Here is a 20,560-nt window from a genome sequence, read left to right as displayed (position 1 = left end):
GGGCCAAGCTGGTGACCATGGCGGTGAGCACGACCCCGATCGCCGGGGCACGCAGACGCGTGGAGCGCTGGATCCTCAGGTCCGTAGCGCTGCTGAGGCTGGCCCAGTACGGCGCGCCGCTTCCCGTGGTCGTCGCCCACACCATCGGTGACTGGCCGCCGGGACAGGCGTGGCTGGTCGCCGGCTCCTACTCCGCCGGGGCGGCGTGGTCGGTGTGGATGTTCCTGCATTCCCTGCGGCACAACGGGCACCGGATCAGGCCCGCGCTCGCGCTGGTGGACTTGCTCCTCATCACCGCGCTGCAGACGGCGATGCCGCTGACGCTCGGTGCCGATCGGATGGCCTGGCAGAACTGGACCTACGGACCAGCGATTGGTGCCGCGTTCGTGGTCATCCTGTACGGACCCCACCGATGGCGATGGCCGTTGGCGTGCCTGCCAGTGGTGTCCTGGGCGACCATTCCGGTCGTCGGAGCGGTCACGGCGACACCGGTGGATCACTCCGACGTGATCGCCTGGTCGATCGGCATGCTCCTGTTCGCCGGCCTCGGCGCGCACGTGGCTGCTGTGCTGCGCGCGCTCGCGGTGAAGGTGGACGAGGCACGTGCTGCCGAGGCCGCAGCGGTGGAACGCGAGGCGGCCCTGCGTGCGAGCCTCGCGGAGCGGCGCAAACACTGGCGCGGCCTGCACGACACGGCGCTCACGACGCTGGAGATGATCGCCGGCGGCACGTGGGACATCGACTCGGTTCAGGTGCGCCACCGCTGCCAGCAGGACGCCGCCTACCTGCGGAGCCTGATGATGGGCGACGACACCACCGCCTCCACCGGCCTGGTCACGCTGCTGTCCGAGGTCCTGCGCGACCGCTCCGCACTCGGGCTTCGGGTACACCCTCAGTTCGACGACCTCCCGACGCACATCCCGGCGTTGGTCGCCGACGCGATAACGGGAGCGGCGCGGGAGGCGTTGAACAACGTGGCGAAATACGCCGAGGTGGCCGAGGCGTGGCTGACAGCAGTCGGCACGGCGGAGGGTGGGGTACAGGTGACGATCGTCGACCGCGGCATCGGATTCGATCTGGCTACCGCGACGCCGAGAGGCATGACCCGGTCGATCCGCCACACGATGGAAGAGGTCGGCGGCACCGCCACCGTCGACAGTGCACCGGGCGAAGGCACCACGGTGGAGCTGACATGGGCACCTTGATCACCCTGGGCATGATTGACGACGACCAACTGCTCCTCGACGCGATGAGACACACCATCGCGGCCGTCGACGACATCCAACTCGTCGCCAAAGCAACCACCGTGCGCGACTACCTCACCGAACCGGTCAAAGCGGAAGTCGTGCTGCTCGACCTCAACCTCCGCGACTACAGCACACCCGCCACGAACGTCACGACGTTGATCGAGGCCGGTCACCAGGTGATCGTGTTCTCGGTGCACGGCGAACACGAGCACATCGTGGCCACGACCGAAGCCGGCGCGGCCGCCTACGTGCTCAAGAGCGGCACCAACACCGCCGAACTCATGGACGTCATCCGGGAGGTCGCCGCAGGCGAGTCCCCTATGACCACCGAGCACGCCTTCTCGCTCAGCCGGGACACCAGAGCTAAACGCCCGGCGCTGTCCCCGAGGGAACGCGAGGTGCTCAGGATGTACGCCACCGGCAACACCCTCGGCAGCACAGCGCGCAGACTCGGCATCAGCGAGTCCACGACGAAGACCCACCTGCAACGGATCAAGGAGAAGTACGCGGCCGTCGGCCGGCCGATCCAGCACCGGACCGACTACACCCTGCGCCATCGCGAAGACGGCTTCGGACAGGAGACTCTCGGTGGCTTCTGATCTCGCAGGCGGACGCGTGACGCCCTCACCGCACGGCACCGGCATTCCCGCCCCACAGGAGTCTACGAAGATCCGCGTTGGGTTGATCGACAACGATTCCATGATCCTCGGCAGCGCCGGTTCCTGGCTGTCGTCCCGAGCTCCCGAAATCGAGGTCGCACACGTCGCCACCGGAGTAGCCGGATACCTGGCCCTCGTTCCGTCGGACGACGTCGTGCTGCTCGATCTCGAACTCGGGGACGGGACGCGGTTCGCCGACAACGTCGAGCACCTCGTCCGGCGCGGCGACAAGGTGCTCCTGCTGTCCGTGCACGCACAGCCGCAGTACAAGGTGGACGCGGTCAAGGCAGGTGCGATCGGCTACCACGTCAAGGACGGCGACGTCGACTCGCTGGTACGGGCGATCCGTGACGTCGCCACCGGCCGGTACGCGCTCGACCAGGAGCTGGCGTTCGCGATCAGCCGTGATCGCACCCCCGATCGTCCGCGGCTCTCGGTTCAGGAGACCGAGGTGGTCAACCTCCGCGGCCGCGGAGTGCCCATGAAGGTGGTGGCGGAACGGTTGGGTGTCAAGGAACGCACCGCCTACAGCTATCTAGAGCGGGCCAAGGACAAGTACCGCGCGGCAGGCAGGCCCTTCAGCACCGTCGCCGACCTCCAACAGCGGCTGCGAGAGGATCGCGGCGATCTGTAAATGACGGTGACATCACCGTCGCGCGTGTCGTGGTGAAGCGTGCAGGCTTGCTGCCATGCACACACGAGGTGTCGAAGACCAGGTCAGAGACTGGTTGTTTCGTGCGCTGGTCTTGCTCTGGGCAGCTCAGCTCCTGCCATGGGGACTGCTGCTTTTCTGGCCGGGTTCGGAGCCCGCACGCACTCCCCTGCCGGTGATCGCGAGCTACCTTGTTTACCTGCTCTGGACCGCAGGGGTGTTGTACTGGCTCGCCGGTCGCCGTCAGGTCGGGGTCTCCCCCGTCATCGCCGCCATCGCGGTGATGACCGCGGCGGAACTGCTCGTCGGCCTTGTCCTGCCGCCGGACGCGGTCGACACATGGCAGAATTGGACACCTGCCCCTGCGACCGGTGTGGCGGTGCTGGCCCAGATCTACGGCGGCTACCGGTGGGGCACGGGCGCGGTGGTCACCCTGGGCGGCGTTTACCTGGCGACCGGCCTGCGCGGCCAGGGACTCGCCGACACGGGGACGCTGCTCGGAGTCACCGGCCAGCTGGTGGTGTTCACCATCGCTGCGGGCTTCGTCACCGCCAAGCTGATCGACACAGCCCGGCGCGCCGATGCTGAAGCGGAGGAGGCCTTACGGGCGCGAGAAGCCGAAGCGCGCGCGCAGGAACGTGTGCGCCAGTACGACATGTTGCACACCAACGTGCTGACGACACTGACGATCCTGGCACGTCAGGAAGACCTCTCACCTCAGGTCCGAGCCAAGTGTGATCGCGACGCCCGCTACCTCCGCGCGGTCGTCAGCTCCATCACCTCGGAATCGGCACCCGAGCTCGACGCGGCACTGGCCGAGGCCGTCTACCTGCAAGGCGCCCATAACCTCGACGTCCGCTACAACTCCGACACCGTGCCCGCCGGACTGTCGGCCGACGCGGTCGCAGCCATCACCCACACAGTCACCGAAGCGCTCAACAACGTCGCCAAACACGCCGGCACCACCCAGGCTTGGGTTGTCGCCACCGGCGAACCGGACGGCACCCTCGTCGTCACCGTGGCCGACCAAGGCACCGGCTTCGACCAGACCACGACCACACCCGGCACAGGCCTGTCCCACTCGCTGTCAGCCCGGCTCGCCGAGGTGGGCGGAACCGTGTCGATCGACAGCCACCCCGGCAGCGGCACGATCGTGGAGATCCGTCTCCCCGGCGGCCGAACGCAAGCCGCGGACTCCGTTGCACCGCAGGCGATCGCACAGCGAGGAGACGCCGTGACCACTCAGACCGACAGCAAGGGCAACTCGAACGAGGTCGCCGCGCTCGGATCGATGTACCAGGCGGAGCGGTCGGAGAACGTCACCCTGCTCAACATCAACATCGCGCTGCTCGGCGCAGTGCTGGCGTACGCGGCAGCATCAGTGGCGTTCCTGGACAAGGTGCCTCAGCTACCGCGCCTGGGAGCGGCCCTCGTGCCTATCCCACTGTGGATCGGCATGCTTTACAGCACGCTATTGGTGGCGCTGCAGGGCAGGCGTGGCGCGTCCGCGATGGCCGTCGAGAACGTGCTGTTCAACCACACGGGCATTCGCCCGGACACCCGAGATCGAATCGGTTCACGAGCGGGAGAGTACGTCGTCAACCCCACAGTCGCGCCCTGGGCGTACCGGATCCTGCTCGGTGTCGTCTACGTGGTGCCATGGGGGCTGGTCGGCCTCTACACCACCTACATGCTGAAGACATACGTGAAGGCCGGAGTAACGCTGTACGGCGCAGCAGCCGGATACACGCTGCTACTGGCAGTAGCGATTGCCGCATACATCCGCGCCTTCCGAGACACACCTGAGCTCACGGCCTCATGATCGAGTTGTTGAGGTCGTGAGAGAACGCCGCGCTGACCCGGATGTACGCGCGGGTGAGACGCCCGGTTCGGTGTCGTCGGGATCCAGGTGGGCGAGGACATCGGCGCGGAACCGGTCGAACAGGTCCTGGGCTAGGGCCCGCACCAGATCCTCCTTGGTGGCGAAATGGTGCAGTAGGCCGCCCTTGGACACGCCCGTTTCTTTGGCGATGTGATCGAGAGTGGCCGAGGTGCCGCGGGCGCGGATGCACGTGCCCGCGGCATCCAGCAGTGCGCGGCGGGTGTCCTCGGGGGTGCGCCCGGCTACACGCGGCATGGACTACTCCGCGATTTGAGTCGTGGTGGTGCCGCTCTTCCTACCGGAAGGGATGGTGTACCAGGCGATGAGGGCGGCGATCATGGCGATCGCGGCGGCGGAGGTGAACTGCATAGCGGTCGTGAACGCGTGCCTGGCCGCCTCGAGTACGCCGGTGGCGTCGCGCACGGCGTTGACCGCCGTGGCCAGGGAGTCCTCCACGGCCGCGCGGGCGGCGCCGGACAGGTCCGTTGGCAGATCAAGCGAGCCCCTGTAGACCAGGGTCACCGTTGGGCCGAGCAGTGCGATGCCGAGCGCGCCGCCGAGTTCGAAGGCCGTCTCGGAGATGGCCGAGGCCGCGCCAGCGCGTTCGGACGGCATCGCGGAGACCACGGCGTCGACCGTAAGTGTCATCGCCACGCCGATGCCCAGTCTCAACGGAATCAAGGCCGCGGCCAGCCAGAGGGTGTGGTCGGCGCCCTCAGCGACGGCGGCGAACAGCAGGCCGAGCGAGGCGAGCAGCAGGCCTGCCGCCACCGCACGGCCGGTACCCAGACGCGCCACGAGCACCCCGACCACGGCGACGGCCAGGATGGACGCCACCATCGTGGGCATCTCGACCAGCCCGGCGGCCAGCGGTCGCAGGCCGCGCACGAGTTGCAGGTACTGGGAGAAGAAGAACAGCACGCCCATCAGTGCGAAGATCGCGACGAAGTTGGCCAGCACCGCACCGCTGAACACCTTGTTGGAGAACAACTCCACGTCGATCAGCGGCGTCTTCAGCCGACGCTGATGGCGGACGAACAGCACACCCACTGTCACGCCTTCCGCAGCGGCAAGCAGGGGTCACCTATCCGTGCAGCAGACCCCCATGCTCGGCTTCACACCGGGCAACGAGCGCAACCGCAGCTGCTGGCGACGCTCACCTCCTCGCGCGACGGGGCCCGGCCGCACCTCCGGAAGTGAGACCAGCGGGCCGGCCTCGCAAGGCGGACCCGCTGGTCGTCAGGACATCAGCTCACTTCGCGGGGAGATCCTGCACCTTCGAGTCCTGCAGCCAGCACGCGAACTTGCTGTCGACGACGGCCTCACGGGTGTAGATCCCTGGACAGAAGGCGCCATTGTTCATCAGTTCGGCCCGCACCCGCTTGCCGCCCTCGTAATACACGAACACGCCGCTCTTGCTGCCCCAGGGCACGTCGAACTTCTCCCCGGTGACCTCCTCGACGTAGTCAAAGTCCGCACCGTCGAGGTCAACGACGTACAGCTCGTCCCAGCCCCACGACGTGAACTCGCTGAACGGACGGGGCTTCTCCGCCTTCTCTCCGACGAACGTGCGCACCGCCGAGTCGAGGTCGGCATTCGTGTCGACGGCGACGCCACCGCCACATCCCGCCAGCAGAAATGAGGCCGCGACCAGCAAACTAACGATCCGCACAAGGACCTCCTCCCGACAGGATGCACGGCAGCTGCGAGGGTGCGACACCGCGTCTCACGGGAGCGGGTTCGCCCTTCTCGTCGTATTTGTAACCGTGTGCGTGCCGAAAACTACGTCCATGCCGGTCAAGCGACGTGCCGGCGCACTGGTCCGGCCCGGCATCGCTTCCGCCGTCGATGCCTGTGCCCGCTTCAGGATCTCGTACTCCCACAACACGGAATCAGGCATTCGCCGAGACCACCGCCAATCGCCACGAGCGGACGTGGACCGCCGTCACCAGCCCCCGCAAGCCAAGACCGCTCAACCGAGCAGCTTCACGAGCTTCGCCGGCGCCAGCACGCGATAGCTCTCGGTCAGCAACTCCCGCACCTCGTCCCAGTCCACGTCCGGCAGCACCTTCAACCCGACCACGTCCTTGCCCCACGCCGCCCGGAAGAACGGCTCGCCGGCTCCGGCCAGGGCGTCGAACTCCTCGGGCTGGGCGCGGAAAGTCATGATCACTGTTGGTTCGGTGAGTTCGGCGGCCCGGCTGTACGCCCCGGTCTCACCGGGATGCGCCGTGAAGACGTGCACGAAGCTGCGGTTGCGGATGCTCCACCGCATGCCCACCCACGCCGCTTGCTCGGTGGCCTCCGGCAGCGCGGCGCAGATGGCCCGCACCTCGTCCAGGACCCGGTCCGGCACGTCCGCACGATCGTTCACGGCGCACAACGCTACGCGCCCGCTCCCCGCCCACGAGCACGATCGCCCCGTTCACCATCGATGCCCTGTCACTGAGCAGCCAGGCCGCCACCTCGCCCACCTCGCCCACCTCGCACGGTTCGGCCATCCTGCCGAGCGGGCTGAGGCGTTGTAGTGCGCAATGATGCCGGGGGGTCGCGGTTCCGCTGACCGATCATCGCCGTCGAGGTGCCGCCGGGGGGTGATGCCGTTGCCCCTGAAGCCCTCCTTTGCCACGTAGCGGCTGCGCTCTCGGTAAGGCTGTTGACGCAGCCGGCACATCGCGCACCGCTGCTCCGGCATCGCAACGGCGAACCGCGAGCCTCAGCGTTGACGTCCGTGTTCTGGGTGAGCCGTTTCGATCATCTTCAGGGTGATCCACACACGACACAATGGGCGCTACGATCCGCGCTGCGCACAACGTGACCAGCTACGAGGTGGCGAGCATGGAACAGGTCGACGGGCGGGGGCACGACGAGCAAGGAGGAGGCCTGGCAGACCTTCGGCCGGATCCGCTGGAACGGATCGACGAGGCCGCGGGTGCGCTGGAGGCCCTGCGTGGTGTGTTCGCGCAAGCCGAACCCCTCGAGGACGTCCTGAAGCGGGTCGCGGACAGCGCCGAGCAGGCCGTGACCGACGCCGACGGGGTCACGATCACGATCGTGTCCGGCGACCACGCGCGCACCGCCGCCGCGACCGAGGACCGGCTCGCCCAACTCGACCACGTCCAGTACGACGCCGACCGCGGGCCCTGCCTGGAGGCGGCCACCGCACGCCACGCCGTCCGGGCGGTGGTGGGCCAGAACGAGGACCGGTGGCCGGAGTTCGAGGCAGCGGCGCGCGACCTGGGCATCTGCGCCTACCTCGCCGTGCCGATGCTGGTGACCACCACTGATGGCGACAAGCTGGTCGGCTCGCTCAACATCTACAGCGTCACCGTCAGTGCCTTCGACCCGTTCGACGAGGGGGTCATGCGGCTGTTCACCACCGCGGCCTCCGCGGCGATCACCAACGCCGACCTGTGGCAGGACACCCGCAACCGCGTGACGCAACTGGAAACGGCCATGTACTCCCGCGCCGAGATCGACCAGGCCAAAGGCATGTTGATGGCCGTGCACGGCTGTGACGCCGACGAAGCCTTCGTGATGCTCGTCCAGCGTTCGCAGAACCAGAACGTGAAACTCCGCGAAGTCGTCCGCGACATCCTCGCCTCGGTGAGGAAGACCTGATCGAACCCACGCGCTCCGCCGGCGTGGGGGCGCGTCGGACCAGGCTTCAGGACTCGCGGTACCTGTTCGCCGTGATCACCGCGAGTGCAGTGGTTCGTACCCACGAGTGCAGTGCGCAAGGGCGAGGCCGGCCAAGGTAGTTGAAACTTCAGCGCTGCCTGCTAGCGTGCCTCGTCGGCTGGAGTCCAACCAGGACAGGGTGATGGTCGCCGGTGTGCGGCTTGCCGCGCTGGGCGGCGGCTGTCCCCCGCAATGCCGATCGATCACGACCCGCCGGATCCCGTGCGACGAGGCCGATCGATGATCCGGTCCTCGTGGCGGGGCGCCGTCCGACGCGTCTGCTGATCGCCGCACACCGAGGAGACGATCCGATGTACCTCCGCAAGTCTTTGAGCGGCCTCACAGGTCTGCTGGTGGCGGTCGCGCTGACCGCTTCACCCGCCGCGGCCGCCGGCCCGGTCACGACCAAGCCGTTCCCCGCGGTGTTGAAGCTGCCGAACGGTTTCTCGCCCGAGGGCATCGCCATCGACGGGAAGACCGCCTACACGGGCTCGCTCGCCGATGGCGCGATCCAGCGCGTGGACCTGCGCTCCGGCGTCGCCACGCGGTTCGCCCCGTCGCCGGGCCCCGGGAAGATCTCGGTCGGGATGGACGTCGACCGGTTCGGCCGCCTCTGGGTGGCGGGCGGCGGCAAGGGCGGTCCGCTTCCCGTTCTGTTCACCGGCTTCCGCGTGTACGACACGAGGTCCGGCACGAAGCTGGCCGACGTCCTCATCCCCGAGGGCTCGTTCATCAACGACGTCGTGGTGACGCGCGACGCGGCGTGGTTCACCGACAGCGGTGACCCGGCGGCACTCGTGCGCGTGCCGATCGGGCACGACGGCAGGATCGGCACGCCTCGGAAGGTGGTTCTGGGCGGGGAATGGGTTCCCGGGAGTCCCATCAACGCCAACGGCATCGTGGCGACGCCTGACGGCAAGAACCTGATCGTCGGTCAGACGACCGCGGCCGGTGGCGGCGCGGCGCTGTACGTCGTGTCCCCCACCTCGGGCGACGTGGCCCAGGCGCGGAGGATCCGCCTCGACGGTCCGCTGGAGTCGTCCGACGGTCTGGTCCTGAGTGGACGGACGTTGCACGTCGTCTCCCACCACGGGGTCGTCAAGGTGGAGCTCGCCCGCGGGCTCGCCGCCGGAAAGGTCTTGAGCACCACCGAGGTGCCCGGGGCGGCGTTCGCCAGCACGGGAGCCCTGTTCGGTGGCCGCCTCTACGTCGTGGACGCCAACCTGGGTGAGAACCTCTCCAACGTCGGCAACCCGGCTGCCGCCTTCAAGATCGTGGCGATCCCGGTTCCGTGACCCACCACCCGCGGCCGCGGTGACGGCCGCGGGTCCAGTACGGCACTCCGGAGGTCGTGATCATGCCGATCACGACCTCCGGAGATCATCGTCACCCTCGCGACGGGATCCGGGCGGCGTCCTGCCTGCGACGGTCGGCCAGGGTCGGCAGGTGGCCGGTGAAGCCGCCGTCGACGTGGAGGACCTGGCCGGTGACGAACTTCGACTCGTCGGATCCCAGGTACACCACGGCGTTCGCGATGTCACCCGGTTCTCCGGCGACCCGCAGCATCTGGGAGTCCATCACCAAGCGGGTCGGCGCCACCCCTTCGAGCACGTGCGCTTCCCCGGTGGCCGCCGCCTGGATCAATCCCGGGGCGATGGCGTTGCTGCGGATTCCGAGGTGGCCGAACGCGGTGGCCACGGAACGGGTGACGTGCTCGATCGCCGCCTTGCTCGCGCCGTAGGACAGCGTGACCAGGTCGCCGCCCGCCGCCGCGAGGGAGGAGGTGTTGATGATCGAACCGCCGCCGGTGGCGGCCATCAGCGGCACGGCGTGCTTGCTGCCGAGCAGCACTCCTCCCACGTTGACCCGCATCGTGCGCATCAGGTGTTCGAGGCTGACGCCCACCGCGTCGGTGTCCTGCTGGAGCCACTCGGCGCTGTTCAGCGCGACGTTGTTCCACAGGATGTCGAGACGTCCGTAGTTCGTCCTCGCGAGCTCGACGGCGGCCGCGACATCCGGCTCGACGCTGACGTCGCCGACGTACGGCACCACGTCGTGCCCGTCCGCGACGAGTTGTTCAGCGTGCGCGTGCACCTCCGGTGACAGGTCCAGCATCACCACGCGCGCGCCTTCGGCGGCCATCGCGCGCACCGCCGGCAGGCCGAGGATGCCGAGTGCGCCGCCGACGACAGCGACCTTGCCGTGCAATCGATTCATGAGAACTGCCTCCAGCAAGAGGGTGTGCGCCTGGTCAGCTGCTGAGGATCGCCCGCATGGCCTGCTCGAGCTGCTCCTCGGGCTTGTCGGCCAGCCGCAGGGCCCGGTAGCCGACGACGTTGTCCGGCCGCACGAGAACGACACCGTCCGGGCTGATTCCGCTGTCCCTGCCCCAGATTCCCGAGGGATCGGTGTAAGCGAGGCCATCACCGATCCTGGCCGTGTGGACGGGCACGCCCAGCCTGTGCGAGACGGCCTCCGCCGCGGCCTGCCACGCGGCTCCGTCGCGACCGGTGATCACGGCGAAGCCGCCGTGCCGGCCGACGAGGTCGTGCGTCGAGACCCGCTCGCCGCCGGTGCTCAGCCACGCGTGCGGCAGGCGGTGGCCGGGGCGGGCCATCGGCTTGTAGTCCTTGCCCATCGGGTCCCGAGGTGGCGGCTGGGTGCCGTCGGGCACGATCGCGGCGCCTTCGTAGACGACGCCCAGCTCGATCTCCAGAGCTTCGTACTCCGTGCGCTGGGTCCGCATCACCTCATGCCCGCGAGCGCGCAACGTCTCCCCCATCGGGGTGTCGGCGAAGAACTCCGCCATCGCCTGCGCGTTCTCCTCGATCGTTCGGCTCACCGAGAGCCCGAGTCCGATGTCGACCATCTCGTGGTTGTCGTAGGTGAAGAGCGCCCAGTCCGCGTTGCGGATGTCCGCCGGGCGGCGTTCGTCCTCGTAGGACTGGAGCAGCCGCTCGGGCTCGTCGGACCAGCCCTTCAGCACGGCTGCCAGCTTCCAGGTCAGGTTGTGCACGTCGTGGAACGCCGAGTTGAGGCCGAGCCCGCTCGTCGGCACGTGCTTGTGGGCGGCGTCACCGGCCAGGAACACCCGCCCGAACCGGAAACGGTTCGCGACGCTGCGCTCGACCAGCCACTGGCCTCCCTTGTGGACCGTCATCTCCAGCTCCGGCAGGCCGAGACCTTCGCGGATGGCGTCGGGGAGTTCCTCGTCGGTGACGAACTGCTTGTCGCCGGGGTAGAAGGCGAGTCCGACGGTGTACTCCTCGGTGTTCTTGCCCCAGGAGGGCCCCATCGGCACCAGCGCGGTCCACCGGAACCGCGTACCGGGTCGCGCCACGTGCGTGATGAGCGCGTCGCCCGGCAGGTGGTCGGACAGGTCGACGGTCACGTGACTCGTCTTCAGCAACGCCTGGGGGCCAGGACCTTCCATCACCGCACCGACCTGGCCGCCGACGAAACGCCCGCCGTCGGAGCCGATGAGGAACTGGCTGCGGACCACGTACTCGGTCTGAGCGGCCAGGTCCAGGACGCGTGCCGTGACGCCGGTGTCGTCCTGCTCGATCGAGATCACCTCGTGGCCGAACCGGACCCTCCCGGGTCCGCGTTCCTCGGCGTGCCTGCGCAGCACGGGCTCGAGCCGGAGCTGGGGGAAGTTCGTCGGCGGAACCGGCGCCACCTCCATCACCCGGTCGCGCAGCGATCCCCCGCTGAACGCGTCGAACGTGATGATCTCCCGCTGGTCGTACGGGCCGTCGCCGCCGAGGCTGGTGACGTACCGGACCTTGGTGTCGTGGGTGGGGAGACCGAGCGCGGAGACCTCGTCCGCGAGACCGTGCTGGCGGAAGATCTCCATCGTCCGCGGGTTCAGGTAGTGGGCCTTGGGCATGGGCGAGGTGGACTCGTGCCGCTCGACCAGGAGGTGGTCGATTCCCAGGTCGGACAGGAAGATCGAGGCCGCGAGGCCGGCACCACCGGCGCCGACGACCAGAACAGGCGTCTCGTAGACATCCACGACGTTCTCCTGACAGAGATGACGATGAACGGGAACGACCTGGGCGCGGTGATGGCACCAGGTCGAGGTGATCGGGCCGAGTTGGTCGAGGTGACTGGGCCGGCGCGGACCCTGATGACCAGCGTCGTGTCACACGATCTGTTGAAGCTCGGCTACCCACAGCAAGTGAAGCAGGGCGGTGCTGAAATTTCAACTATCTTCCCCGCGTTTGCTTGAAATTTCAGCGTGCACCGCTACGGTGAGCTTGGCGCTGAAACTTCAACTACTTGATCGGGAGCACACCGTGGAACGCTTGACGGGCAAGGTCGCCATCGTCACCGGAGCGGCGGGTCTGCTGGGACTCGCCGGGGCGCGAGCGCTGGCGGCGGAAGGCGCACGGGTGGTGCTGATGGACCTGTCTCCAGCCATCCGGGATCTGGCGGAGGAGCTCACCGGAGAGGGGTTCGACGTCACGCCGCACGTCGGTGACGTGAGCTCCGAGACGGACATGGCCGGCGTCGTGGCACACGCCAGGAATGCCTACGGACGTCTCGACGTGCTCTGGAACAACGCGGGCCTCATGGGTTCCGCCTGGCTGGAACAGGACCTCGACGCGGTCGGCACCACCAAGGAGCACCTGCTGCGCACGTTGGAGGTGAACGTCGGCAGCGTGTTCCTGGGCAGCAAGTACGCCGTGCCCGCGATGGCCGAGTCGGGCGGAGGGTCGATCATCAACACCTCGTCGGTCCAGGGCGCCGGCGGCGACTTGGTCCTGATCTCCTACGGCACCAGCAAAGCCGCGATCGACTACGTCACGAAGTCCGTGGCGACCGCGTTCGGGCACCTGGGCATCCGCAGCAACGCCATCGCCCCGGGACTCGTGCCGCCCCCGGGAGACCGCAGGTGGCCGGGCGACGTCGCCCCGCAGCAACTGCTCCACGACTCCCAGGTGCTCACCGCGACCGCGGTCCCGGAGGACATCGCGAACACCGTCGTCTTCCTGGCGTCGGACGAGTCCAGGTTCATCACCGGCGAACTGATCCGGGTCGACGGAGGTGTCACCGCCCACCTCCCCACCCTGTCGGACCGGCGGAGGCTGTCCACGAGGTAGGCGCCGGAAGTCCTGTCCGCCGTCGAGCTCGCGGACAGGACTTCCGATCAGCCGCTCAGTCGTCGCAGAAGGTGCCCCGCGACGGCAGAGCGCGCTCGACGAGGTAGGCGGCGATCTTCTCGCCGACGCACTTCTCGCTCCGGTAGAACCCCGTGTGGCCTTCGCCCCGGTAGGTCAGCAGGTGGCCGCTGCGCAGGGTCGACGCGAGCGCGACCGAGTCCTGGTAAGGCGTGTCCGGATCGCCGGTGTTGCCGACGACGAGGATCGGCGGCGCACCCGCGGCGGAGAAGGGCCCGCTGTAGCGGGACTGCGACCTGACCGGCCACTGGGTGCACGCGGTGGCGTGCGCGTGGTCGTAGTTCGGCACCGCGTACGCGAGTGCCGGCCCGGTCAGCGGAGCCATGCGTGAGGCGACCGCGAGCCTCGCCTTGAGCTGCCCGGGCGGGAACACGCGGTCCGCGCACTCCACGGCGGTGTTGGCCGACAGGAACTGGACGTCCGGCTCCACCAGCAGGGCGCCCGTGCGGTTCTGGGCCTCGGCCAGGACCTGCGCGACGTACCACCACCAGTCGTCACCGAACCCCAGCAGGCTCTGCAGGTTGTAGGTGAGGGTCGCGCCGTTGGCCACGAACTTCCCGTTCGCCACGACGGGATCGCGGTCCAGGTCGTTCTGCAGTGCCACGAACGCCGATCGCGGATCACCGGCACCGAACTCGCACTTCGTCTCGACGCACCAGGTGAAGAACCGCCCGAGCGCCGCCTCGATCGCCACGTACTGACCGAGGTCGTACTCGTAGGGACGGTTCGCGTAGGTGTTCGGGTCGTACCCGCCGTCCAGCGCCAGCACGCGGATGTTCTTCGGGAAGAGGTTCGCGTAGACCGTGCCGATGTAGGTGCCGTAGGACACGCCGAAGTAGTTCAGCTTCGCGTCACCCACGGCCCGTCGCATCAGGTCCATGTCCCTGGCGACGTTCTCGGTACCGACGAACGGCAGCAGTTTCGCGCTCTGCTTCAGACAGGCGTCCGCGAACGCCTTGCCGTCGCGCAGCGCGGTGCCGAACGAGCGGGCGTGAGGCCTGGCCGAGGCGTTGCCCCAGGCGCGCGTGTACTCCTCCTGCGTCTGGCAGGCGAGCGGCTGGCTGCGCCCGACACCGCGCGGGTCGAACCCCACGATGTCGAACCGCTCCCGCAACTCGGCGGGGCCGGAGGTGGCCAGGTGCCGCACGGTGTCGTCGGTACCACCGCCAGGACCGCCGGGGTTGACGAACAACGAGCCGATCCGCCGGGACGGGTCCGCCGCGCGCATGCGGGTGAGGCCGAGCTCGATCTTCTCGCCGGACGGGGCGCGGTGGTCGAGCGGCACTTCCGCCGTCGCGCACTCGAACCCGTCACCGCAGTCCGTCCAGGACAGCACGGGCACGCCCGCGGCTTGCGCGGACGGCGCACCGGCGAGCAGAAGAACACCCACCAGCGCGGAACACAGAAATCTCACGAAAACCCCCTGAGTCCTATCGGGAGGAACTGTCGGCGGCGGCCGGTTTCTCCCGGCTTCGAAGACAACCAGAGACGCGGTGCGGATCAGTCCTGCGCCGACCGGCGTTGCTCGATCAGGACGTCCTTCGTACCCGCGCGGGCAGTCGCCCGGAATCCGGTCTCGACAGGTGAGCCGTGCACCCCGCCGGGCGTCGCGCGCCGGGGAGTGGCGAACGCGACGGCGACCGCGACGAGACCCGCTGCCGCGAGGGCCAGGAACCCGTAGGTGTAACCGACTTCGGCCGGAGCGCCGCCTGTGGTGGTGTGCGAGGTGATGATGCTCCCGACGAGCGCGGCCCCCAGGGCTCCACCCAGGGTGCGGACGTTGGCGTTGACTCCGTTGGCCAGTCCCGTCCGTCCTGCTGGGACGGACGTGGCGATGACGGTGGACATGACCGTGAACGCCGTGCCCATGGCGGTTCCGAGCAGTCCCATCGCGAGCAGCACCTGCCACCGGTGGTCGTGCAGGAGAGCGAGCACCAGCAACGCCACGACGTTGAGCGCGCTCGACGACACGAACATCAACCTCGCGCCGTACCGCGTCGTGAGACGAGCCGCCACCAGCCCCGCCAGGAACATCATCACCGTCATCGGGACCAGCAGGAGGCCCGCCTCGGTCACGGTCGCGGCGAAGCCGTAGCCCACTGCCGGTGAGGTCTGCAGGAACACGGGCAGGAACCCGAACACCGCGAACAGCGCGAAGCCCATCAGCATCGAGATCGCGTTGCTGACCCAGACAGCGGGAACGCGCATCAGGCGGAGGTCGACGAGGGGGCTCGGGGACAGCCTCTCCACCTTCACCCAGCCGGCCATCAGGACGACCGAGGCCGCCAGGAGTCCGACGGTCACCGAGGTGGGCCACCGCCCCGCCTGGGCGAGGGGCAACAGCGCGGCGGTGAGCCAGCCTGCCAGCAGCACCGTCGCGGGCCAGCTGATCGCGCCGGGCTCCCGGGTCCGCGACGGCGGGATCACGAACTTGGCCGCGACCGCCACCAGGACCGTCATCACCAGAGGAATCCAGAACAGGGAGCGGATGCCGAGGAGGTCGACGAGAGGACCGGCGAGGACCAGGCCCACGCCACCGCCCGCGGCACTCATCGCCGCGGTGGCCCCGATCGCCCCGGCGAGCTTCGCGGGCGGTGTCTCGTCACGGACGATCGCGAAGGCGAGCGGCAACACTCCGGAACCGGCACCCTGCAGAACCCGGCCGACGATCATCGTGCCGATCCCGGGCGCGACGGCCGCGACGAGGGACCCGACCGCCAGCACGACGAGCGTCGCGGTGAGCACCCGGTCCCTGCCGTGGAGATCACCCAGGCGCCCCAGGACCGGCGTGGACACCGTCGCGGACAGGAGGTAGGCGGTGACGACCCACGCGGCGAGGCCCTGCGAGATCTGCAACTCGGCCTGCAGCTGGGGCAGCACCGGGTTCACCAGGGCCTGCGGCAACGAGAAGGAGAAGAAGACGGCCGCGAGGACCACCGCGAGAACGCCGCGGCCGGAGGGACGGCCGGGCACGCGACGAGTCCGCGCGGCCCGGCTCGCTCCGGCGACACGAGTTCTTTTGCGCGACAAGACGTCCCACCCGCCCTCGGTGCTGAAATTTCAACTACATTCCAAGGTTGCACGGATGGCCGTGTGGGTCAAGGAGATCACGCGTGAGGGCACGTTCTCGCGCTCGGGGAGATCACCGCGATCTCAGCGCGCGCTGTTCGGGGAAGGTCCAGCCGAAGCGAATCGCCACCAGGCGCAGAACGGTGGTCACGAGCACGCACACGAGGCCCGCGATCAGGATCGGCGTGCCGAGCCTCACCAGCACGACGAGCATCCCGGCGCCGGCTCCGGCGGCGACCGCGTACAGGGTGCCCACCTGGAGGAAGGAGATCGGGAGGCTCAGGATGACGTCGCGCAGCATCCCGCCGCCGATGGCCCCGATGACGCCCGCGACCAGTGCCCCCGCCTCACCCGCACCGAGCGAGAGCGCCTTCGAGGCCCCGATGGCACCGAACAGCCCCATGACGACCGCGTCGAGTCCGGTGATCAGCCAGTCGACCCGCGCGAGGAGCGGTTGCACCGCCATGCCGAGGACCGCCGAGGCCCCCGCCACGACCAGGTACGAGTTCTTCCAGATCACGACAGGCGGCTGGTTGAGCACGATGTCGCGCAGCAGGCTGCCTCCGAGCGAGACGGCGAGCCCGATCACCACGACTCCGAGCACGTCGATGCGGCGATGCCGCTCCCCCGCAGCGAACAGGGCGCCCTGGAGGCCACCCAGTCCGGCTGCGAGGAGTTCGATCCACAGCGCCACCTGAAACGGCGTGACGGGCATGAGGTGCACACTCCGAAAGCTCGGGGCCGGTCCGCGCGGCGCGCGGACCGGCCCAGGCGGGAAGCCGTCGCGTCAGCCCGCGTCGGCGGCCTTCCGCGCGGCGGTGGCGATGACGTCGGCGACCACGCCGGGCTGCGTCGCGTACAGGGCGTGGCTCGCCGGCACGTTGGTGATCTCCGCGCCGATGCGCTTCGCCATGTGCTGGAGCATCTCCTGGTCGAACGCCTTGTCGTCGGTCGCGATGACGGCCCAGCTCGGCTTGTCCCGCCAGGCGGCGTTCTGCACCGGCGTCGAGAAGACGCTCATGTTGATGGGCACCTGCGAGTCGCGCAGGAAGGCGGCGTCCGCGTCGTCCGCGTCCGCCGCGAAGCCGACCTTGAACATGTCGGGCTTGATGAAGCCGTACCCGTCCTCACCGACCTCGATGACGAAGTCGGGCGTCGCGGCGAACCCCTCGTACTGCTGGGCGGTCGTCTCGCCCGCGTCCGGCGCCAGCGCCGACACGTAGACGAGGCCGGCGACCTTCGGGTGGACTCCGGCCTCGGTGATGACCGTCCCTCCCCAGGAGTGGCCGACGAGGATCGCCGGGCCGTCCTGCAGGTCGAGCACGCGGGTGGTCGCCGCGACGTCGTCCTCCAGCGAGGTGAGCGGGTTCTGCACGATCGAGACCCGGTAGCCCTGGGCGGTCAGCCTGTCGTACACACCTCGATATCCCGAGCCATCAGCGAACGCGCCGTGCACCAGCACGACGTTCTTGATCTCCTGACCGGCGGTCGTCATGGGACCTTCCCTTCCGCGTGCCGCTCGCGCGTCGGCGGAGCGGGTCGAGTGAGCAGCGGGCCTGAGCGTCCAGAACGGTCGTGCGGCCCTGCCGAGCAACTAATATATTGGATATTAGATGCGAGCCCTGCCGCTGTCCAGCTCCGCCGAGCAATGTGAGCCACCACGCCGGATCCGGATCACCACGCCTCCGACCAGGCCATACGACAACAGGCGCAGCAGAACACGCGCAGACGCAGACGAACCGCGACGTCCGGTGGAGGGCACTCGAGTGCCCGACTTCGGGCACCGCAGGACAGTTGCCGTCACTTCGGCGCCACGCTGTGTGCGACCGACGTCAACGCACCGGCGCAGGCGAGACGTCAGGTCGTCACCGCTCCGCTCACCCGCCTCACGAACGGCGGCCGCTGCCGATCAACGTCGTGGCATCGAGCTCCGCCAGGCCCTCTTCGCGCAACGACGCGAGGTAGCACTCGCGCACGGGCTCCAAGGCGTGCACGGGCACCTTCGCCAGCACGGCGCGAAGTCCGGACCCGGTGATCACCAGCCACGCCGTTTCGGGCGTCATCGTCAGCGCGAGCGGGTTCACGGAGACCTCCACGTCGACGAGACCGCGCTCACGCAACCACGCCGCGTACACGCCCGCCTCGCCGAGCCCTCCCGGCGCACGGGACGTGCGACCTTGAGGCGGCGGAACCCCGATGGCCTGGGCGATCGCACGGCGGAGGTGCCGGTCGGCCTCCTGCACCGCCCCGTCCCGCCAGATGGTGAAGACCGCGCGGCCACCGGGGCGCGCGAGGCTGATCAAGTGCTCCGCACCGGCCGCCGCGTCGGGGAAGCAGGAGAGGCCGAGCACCGACTGGACGACGTCGTAGTCGCCGGTCGACCACCTGGCCACATCAGCGCGGTGGGCGCGGAGCTGGGGCAGGTCCTTGGACAACCACCACAACTCGCCGATCATCGATTCCGACAGGTCGACGGCGTCCACGAGCCCGTGCCGGCCGACCGACCGGGCGGCCGGGATCGCCGAGGCCCCGGCACCGCAGCACGCGTCGAGGACCCGTTCACCCGGCCGGAGGTCGGCGACCGAGACGGCCCCCGCACCGATCGGCTCCCACAGGAAGCGCCCCAGGGCCATGAAGTCGGCAGCCGCGGCGTCGAACGCCCCGCAGAGCCCGGTCTGCCCACCCATCGCACTGTCCTCGCTGCTCGACTTCTCCGGCCCCGGGTGGACGCCGGCCGTCGTGCGCTGCCCCGCTCAGGCAGAGCCGACCGCTCCGAGAACCCCCTTGAACGACGCTCTTCCGACGACACCTCATGCTCAGGGGGTGCCGGGCAGGACCGCAAGCGCGGTGCACCTAGGTGCCGCGATGTGGGGACCGCCCAGCACCTCCAGCGACCAGGACGGCGACCGGCGGGGCCCGAGTGGACGTTCGAACGGGTACCAAAAGGCCGTACATCAACGATTCCACCCGACACCGTTGAGTTCGGGGAAGACGGCCACCAGTATCGACCGGGACCACCCCGACACGTCCGGCGACGCGGGCGTCGTGCCCGGAGGGGAACGGTCCCGAGCGCTCCGAGCCACCCGCCGGGGTACCGTCTCGATAGGAGGGTGGCTCTGAACTGCACGTTCACGCTGCCGTCGAGCACGTTGACGCGACGCTGACGGGTTGTAGACGGGCGTTTGGTTGTCTGGTGCCGCGGCGAGGTGCCGCAGCTGGACGAAAGGCCCCTGAACCATGAGCATCTGCACCGTCACCGAATTCCCCGCACACCTGACGTCCGACCGCGTCCTGGTCGGCGTGCACGTGCAGGACCACGTGGTCGCGAGCGAGCTGGTGCCGCAACTGGCCCAGTCACCGGAACTCACGATCGCGGCCGGTGACGACCGCGATCTCGCGGACGTGGCACTCGTGTTCGCCGACCACGTCACCGATCCACTGGTCGACGAGCTCGCGGCGATGTCCCACCGGGCGCTCAACTCCGCGCAACGGACCGTGCTGGTCGCCGGGCCGTTGCGCGAACGTCACCTGGCCCAGATCTTCGCCGCGGGTGTCGTGGCGATCCTGCCGAGGAAGAACGTCACCCCGCGCCAGGTGACCCACGCCCTGATCGCGACCGTTCAAGGCCGCGCCGTCCTCCCGGACAAGCTGACCCGGTGGCTCGCTGACGAGATCCGCTTCCTGCAGACCAACATCCTCGCCACCCAGGGCCTCGCCGCCGGCGGACTCACCGAACGAGAGGTCGACGTGCTGCGGCTGATCGCGCAGGGCGACGACACCGCGCAGATCGCCCAGCAGCTCAACTACTCCGAACGCACCATCAAGAAGGTCATGCAGGAGGTCATGAGCCGCCTGAAGCTCCGCAACCGGGCGCACGCCGTCTCCTACGCCCTCCGAGTGGGGGCCATCTGACCCCGGACGACGCCGTGACGCGACAGACGGGGCACGAGGTGCGCGACCGGCGCCGGACGCGCCCGTCCGAACCCGGGCGACGGAGGTGGCCGCAGATCCACTGTGGACAGTTGAGGAGTCGGAACAGCGGGGAACGCCCTCCCGCGCTCACCGGAGCCCCGTCCCAGATCAGCGAGCCGAGCCATCAAGTCCAATGAGGACGTTCGAAGCCCGCTCCCCCGCGCGGTTTGACCACCCCCGAACTCAGCCCGCACATCGCCGCGATCGCTCCACCA

20 protein-coding genes are annotated in these 20,560 nt (G+C 69.0%); 9 read left to right on the top strand and 11 right to left on the bottom strand.

Annotated elements, in window-relative coordinates; translation table 11 throughout:
• The first annotated feature begins 17 nt into the window (after positions 1–17).
• From QSK25_RS22555 to QSK25_RS22540, 4 genes are all read left to right on the top strand, one after another.
• A complete protein-coding gene (locus QSK25_RS22555) occupies positions 18–1,205 on the top strand; it encodes a sensor histidine kinase (protein ID WP_285640979.1) in 1,188 nt (395 codons plus the stop codon).
• Complete coding sequence (locus tag QSK25_RS22550) at positions 1,193–1,846, top strand: LuxR C-terminal-related transcriptional regulator (protein ID WP_285640976.1); 654 nt, start codon at positions 1,193–1,195, stop codon at positions 1,844–1,846. Before QSK25_RS22555 ends, QSK25_RS22550 begins: the two co-directional genes overlap by 13 nt.
• A gap of 100 nt (positions 1,847–1,946) precedes the next feature.
• A complete protein-coding gene (locus QSK25_RS22545; protein WP_285640974.1) occupies positions 1,947–2,540 on the top strand; it encodes a response regulator transcription factor in 594 nt (197 codons plus the stop codon).
• Between the two features lie 193 nt (positions 2,541–2,733).
• Entirely contained in the window at positions 2,734–4,380 is a 1,647-nt protein-coding gene (locus QSK25_RS22540) for a sensor histidine kinase (RefSeq protein ID WP_285640971.1), read from the top strand.
• Here QSK25_RS22540 and QSK25_RS22535 read toward each other — a convergent pair.
• The 4 genes from QSK25_RS22535 to QSK25_RS22520 all read right to left on the bottom strand — a co-directional run bounded on the left by QSK25_RS22535 (position 4,375) and on the right by QSK25_RS22520 (position 6,814).
• Positions 4,375–4,695, bottom strand: coding sequence for a TetR/AcrR family transcriptional regulator (locus QSK25_RS22535; protein ID WP_285640969.1), 321 nt, complete (start codon positions 4,693–4,695; stop codon positions 4,375–4,377). The genes QSK25_RS22540 and QSK25_RS22535 overlap by 6 nt on opposite strands.
• A 3-nt stretch (positions 4,696–4,698) precedes the next feature.
• Entirely contained in the window at positions 4,699–5,496 is a 798-nt protein-coding gene (locus tag QSK25_RS22530) for an MFS transporter (RefSeq protein WP_285640966.1), read from the bottom strand.
• 196 nt (positions 5,497–5,692) lie between these two features.
• On the bottom strand, positions 5,693–6,112 hold the full coding sequence (locus tag QSK25_RS22525) for a hypothetical protein (protein WP_285640964.1): 420 nt from the start codon (positions 6,110–6,112) through the stop codon (positions 5,693–5,695).
• Positions 6,113–6,412: 300 nt separating this feature from the next.
• Positions 6,413–6,814, bottom strand: a complete 402-nt coding sequence (locus QSK25_RS22520; RefSeq protein WP_285640961.1) for an MmcQ/YjbR family DNA-binding protein — start codon at positions 6,812–6,814, stop codon at positions 6,413–6,415.
• A 410-nt stretch (positions 6,815–7,224) separates the two neighbouring features.
• Here QSK25_RS22520 and QSK25_RS22515 point away from each other — a divergent pair, with 410 nt between their 5' ends.
• Together QSK25_RS22515 and QSK25_RS22510 are read left to right on the top strand one after the other, a co-directional pair.
• On the top strand, positions 7,225–8,061 hold the full coding sequence (locus QSK25_RS22515) for an ANTAR domain-containing response regulator (protein ID WP_285640959.1): 837 nt from the start codon (positions 7,225–7,227) through the stop codon (positions 8,059–8,061).
• A gap of 371 nt (positions 8,062–8,432) precedes the next feature.
• Positions 8,433–9,416 carry an SMP-30/gluconolactonase/LRE family protein gene (locus tag QSK25_RS22510; RefSeq protein WP_285640958.1) on the top strand — a complete coding sequence of 328 codons (984 nt, stop codon included), beginning with the start codon at positions 8,433–8,435 and terminating at the stop codon, positions 9,414–9,416.
• A gap of 91 nt (positions 9,417–9,507) precedes the next feature.
• On the opposite strand, the gene QSK25_RS22505 is transcribed toward QSK25_RS22510, so the two are convergent.
• Positions 9,508–10,338: an SDR family NAD(P)-dependent oxidoreductase gene (locus QSK25_RS22505; protein ID WP_285640957.1), complete on the bottom strand. Its 831-nt coding sequence runs from the start codon at positions 10,336–10,338 to the stop codon at positions 9,508–9,510.
• Positions 10,339–10,372: 34 nt separating this feature from the next.
• Positions 10,373–12,136 (bottom strand): FAD-dependent monooxygenase, encoded by a 1,764-nt coding sequence (locus QSK25_RS22500; protein ID WP_285640955.1) that lies wholly within the window; start codon positions 12,134–12,136, stop codon positions 10,373–10,375.
• Between the two features lie 18 nt (positions 12,137–12,154).
• On the opposite strand from QSK25_RS22500, the gene QSK25_RS22495 reads away from it, so the two are divergent.
• Together QSK25_RS22495 and QSK25_RS22490 are read left to right on the top strand one after the other, a co-directional pair.
• Positions 12,155–12,352, top strand: a complete 198-nt coding sequence (locus QSK25_RS22495; protein ID WP_285640953.1) for a hypothetical protein — start codon at positions 12,155–12,157, stop codon at positions 12,350–12,352.
• A gap of 67 nt (positions 12,353–12,419) precedes the next feature.
• The gene (locus QSK25_RS22490; protein WP_285640952.1) at positions 12,420–13,226 is read left to right on the top strand and encodes an SDR family NAD(P)-dependent oxidoreductase; all 807 of its coding nucleotides are present in this window, start codon (positions 12,420–12,422) and stop codon (positions 13,224–13,226) included.
• A gap of 55 nt (positions 13,227–13,281) precedes the next feature.
• Here QSK25_RS22490 and QSK25_RS22485 read toward each other — a convergent pair whose 3' ends face one another.
• From QSK25_RS22485 to QSK25_RS22465, 5 genes are all read right to left on the bottom strand, one after another.
• A complete protein-coding gene (locus QSK25_RS22485) occupies positions 13,282–14,718 on the bottom strand; it encodes an alpha/beta hydrolase (protein WP_285640950.1) in 1,437 nt (478 codons plus the stop codon).
• A gap of 86 nt (positions 14,719–14,804) precedes the next feature.
• Positions 14,805–16,277: an MFS transporter gene (locus QSK25_RS22480; protein WP_285640948.1), complete on the bottom strand. Its 1,473-nt coding sequence runs from the start codon at positions 16,275–16,277 to the stop codon at positions 14,805–14,807.
• 169 nt (positions 16,278–16,446) lie between these two features.
• A complete protein-coding gene (locus QSK25_RS22475) occupies positions 16,447–17,088 on the bottom strand; it encodes a trimeric intracellular cation channel family protein (protein WP_285640946.1) in 642 nt (213 codons plus the stop codon).
• 72 nt (positions 17,089–17,160) lie between these two features.
• Positions 17,161–17,868 (bottom strand): alpha/beta fold hydrolase, encoded by a 708-nt coding sequence (locus QSK25_RS22470; RefSeq protein ID WP_285640944.1) that lies wholly within the window; start codon positions 17,866–17,868, stop codon positions 17,161–17,163.
• Between the two features lie 391 nt (positions 17,869–18,259).
• Entirely contained in the window at positions 18,260–19,060 is an 801-nt protein-coding gene (locus tag QSK25_RS22465; protein WP_285640943.1) for a methyltransferase domain-containing protein, read from the bottom strand.
• Between the two features lie 550 nt (positions 19,061–19,610).
• Between QSK25_RS22465 and QSK25_RS22460 the strand changes: the two genes are divergently transcribed.
• Complete coding sequence (locus tag QSK25_RS22460) at positions 19,611–20,285, top strand: helix-turn-helix transcriptional regulator (protein WP_285640942.1); 675 nt, start codon at positions 19,611–19,613, stop codon at positions 20,283–20,285.
• Positions 20,286–20,560 lie beyond the last annotated feature (275 nt).

The organism is Lentzea sp. NBRC 102530, assembly GCF_030269365.1.
Lineage (GTDB): Bacteria > Actinomycetota > Actinomycetes > Mycobacteriales > Pseudonocardiaceae > Lentzea.
This window is presented reverse-complemented; position numbering and strand designations above follow the sequence as displayed.

Excerpts from the sequence above, each read along its gene's own strand:
- QSK25_RS22555 (WP_285640979.1), top strand. The coding sequence starts at position 18 with ATGGCGGTGAGCACGACCCCGATCGCCGGGGCACGCAGACGCGTGGAG.
- QSK25_RS22550 (WP_285640976.1), top strand. The coding sequence starts at position 1,193 with ATGGGCACCTTGATCACCCTGGGCATGATTGACGACGACCAACTGCTC.
- QSK25_RS22545 (WP_285640974.1), top strand. The coding sequence starts at position 1,947 with ATGATCCTCGGCAGCGCCGGTTCCTGGCTGTCGTCCCGAGCTCCCGAA.
- QSK25_RS22535 (WP_285640969.1), bottom strand. The coding sequence starts at position 4,695 with ATGCCGCGTGTAGCCGGGCGCACCCCCGAGGACACCCGCCGCGCACTG.
- QSK25_RS22515 (WP_285640959.1), top strand. The coding sequence starts at position 7,225 with ATGGGCGCTACGATCCGCGCTGCGCACAACGTGACCAGCTACGAGGTG.
- QSK25_RS22510 (WP_285640958.1), top strand. The coding sequence starts at position 8,433 with ATGTACCTCCGCAAGTCTTTGAGCGGCCTCACAGGTCTGCTGGTGGCG.
- QSK25_RS22505 (WP_285640957.1), bottom strand. The coding sequence starts at position 10,338 with ATGAATCGATTGCACGGCAAGGTCGCTGTCGTCGGCGGCGCACTCGGC.
- QSK25_RS22495 (WP_285640953.1), top strand. The coding sequence starts at position 12,155 with ATGACGATGAACGGGAACGACCTGGGCGCGGTGATGGCACCAGGTCGA.
- QSK25_RS22475 (WP_285640946.1), bottom strand. The coding sequence starts at position 17,088 with ATGCCCGTCACGCCGTTTCAGGTGGCGCTGTGGATCGAACTCCTCGCA.
- QSK25_RS22470 (WP_285640944.1), bottom strand. The coding sequence starts at position 17,868 with ATGACGACCGCCGGTCAGGAGATCAAGAACGTCGTGCTGGTGCACGGC.
- QSK25_RS22465 (WP_285640943.1), bottom strand. The coding sequence starts at position 19,060 with ATGGGTGGGCAGACCGGGCTCTGCGGGGCGTTCGACGCCGCGGCTGCC.
- QSK25_RS22460 (WP_285640942.1), top strand. The coding sequence starts at position 19,611 with ATGAGCATCTGCACCGTCACCGAATTCCCCGCACACCTGACGTCCGAC.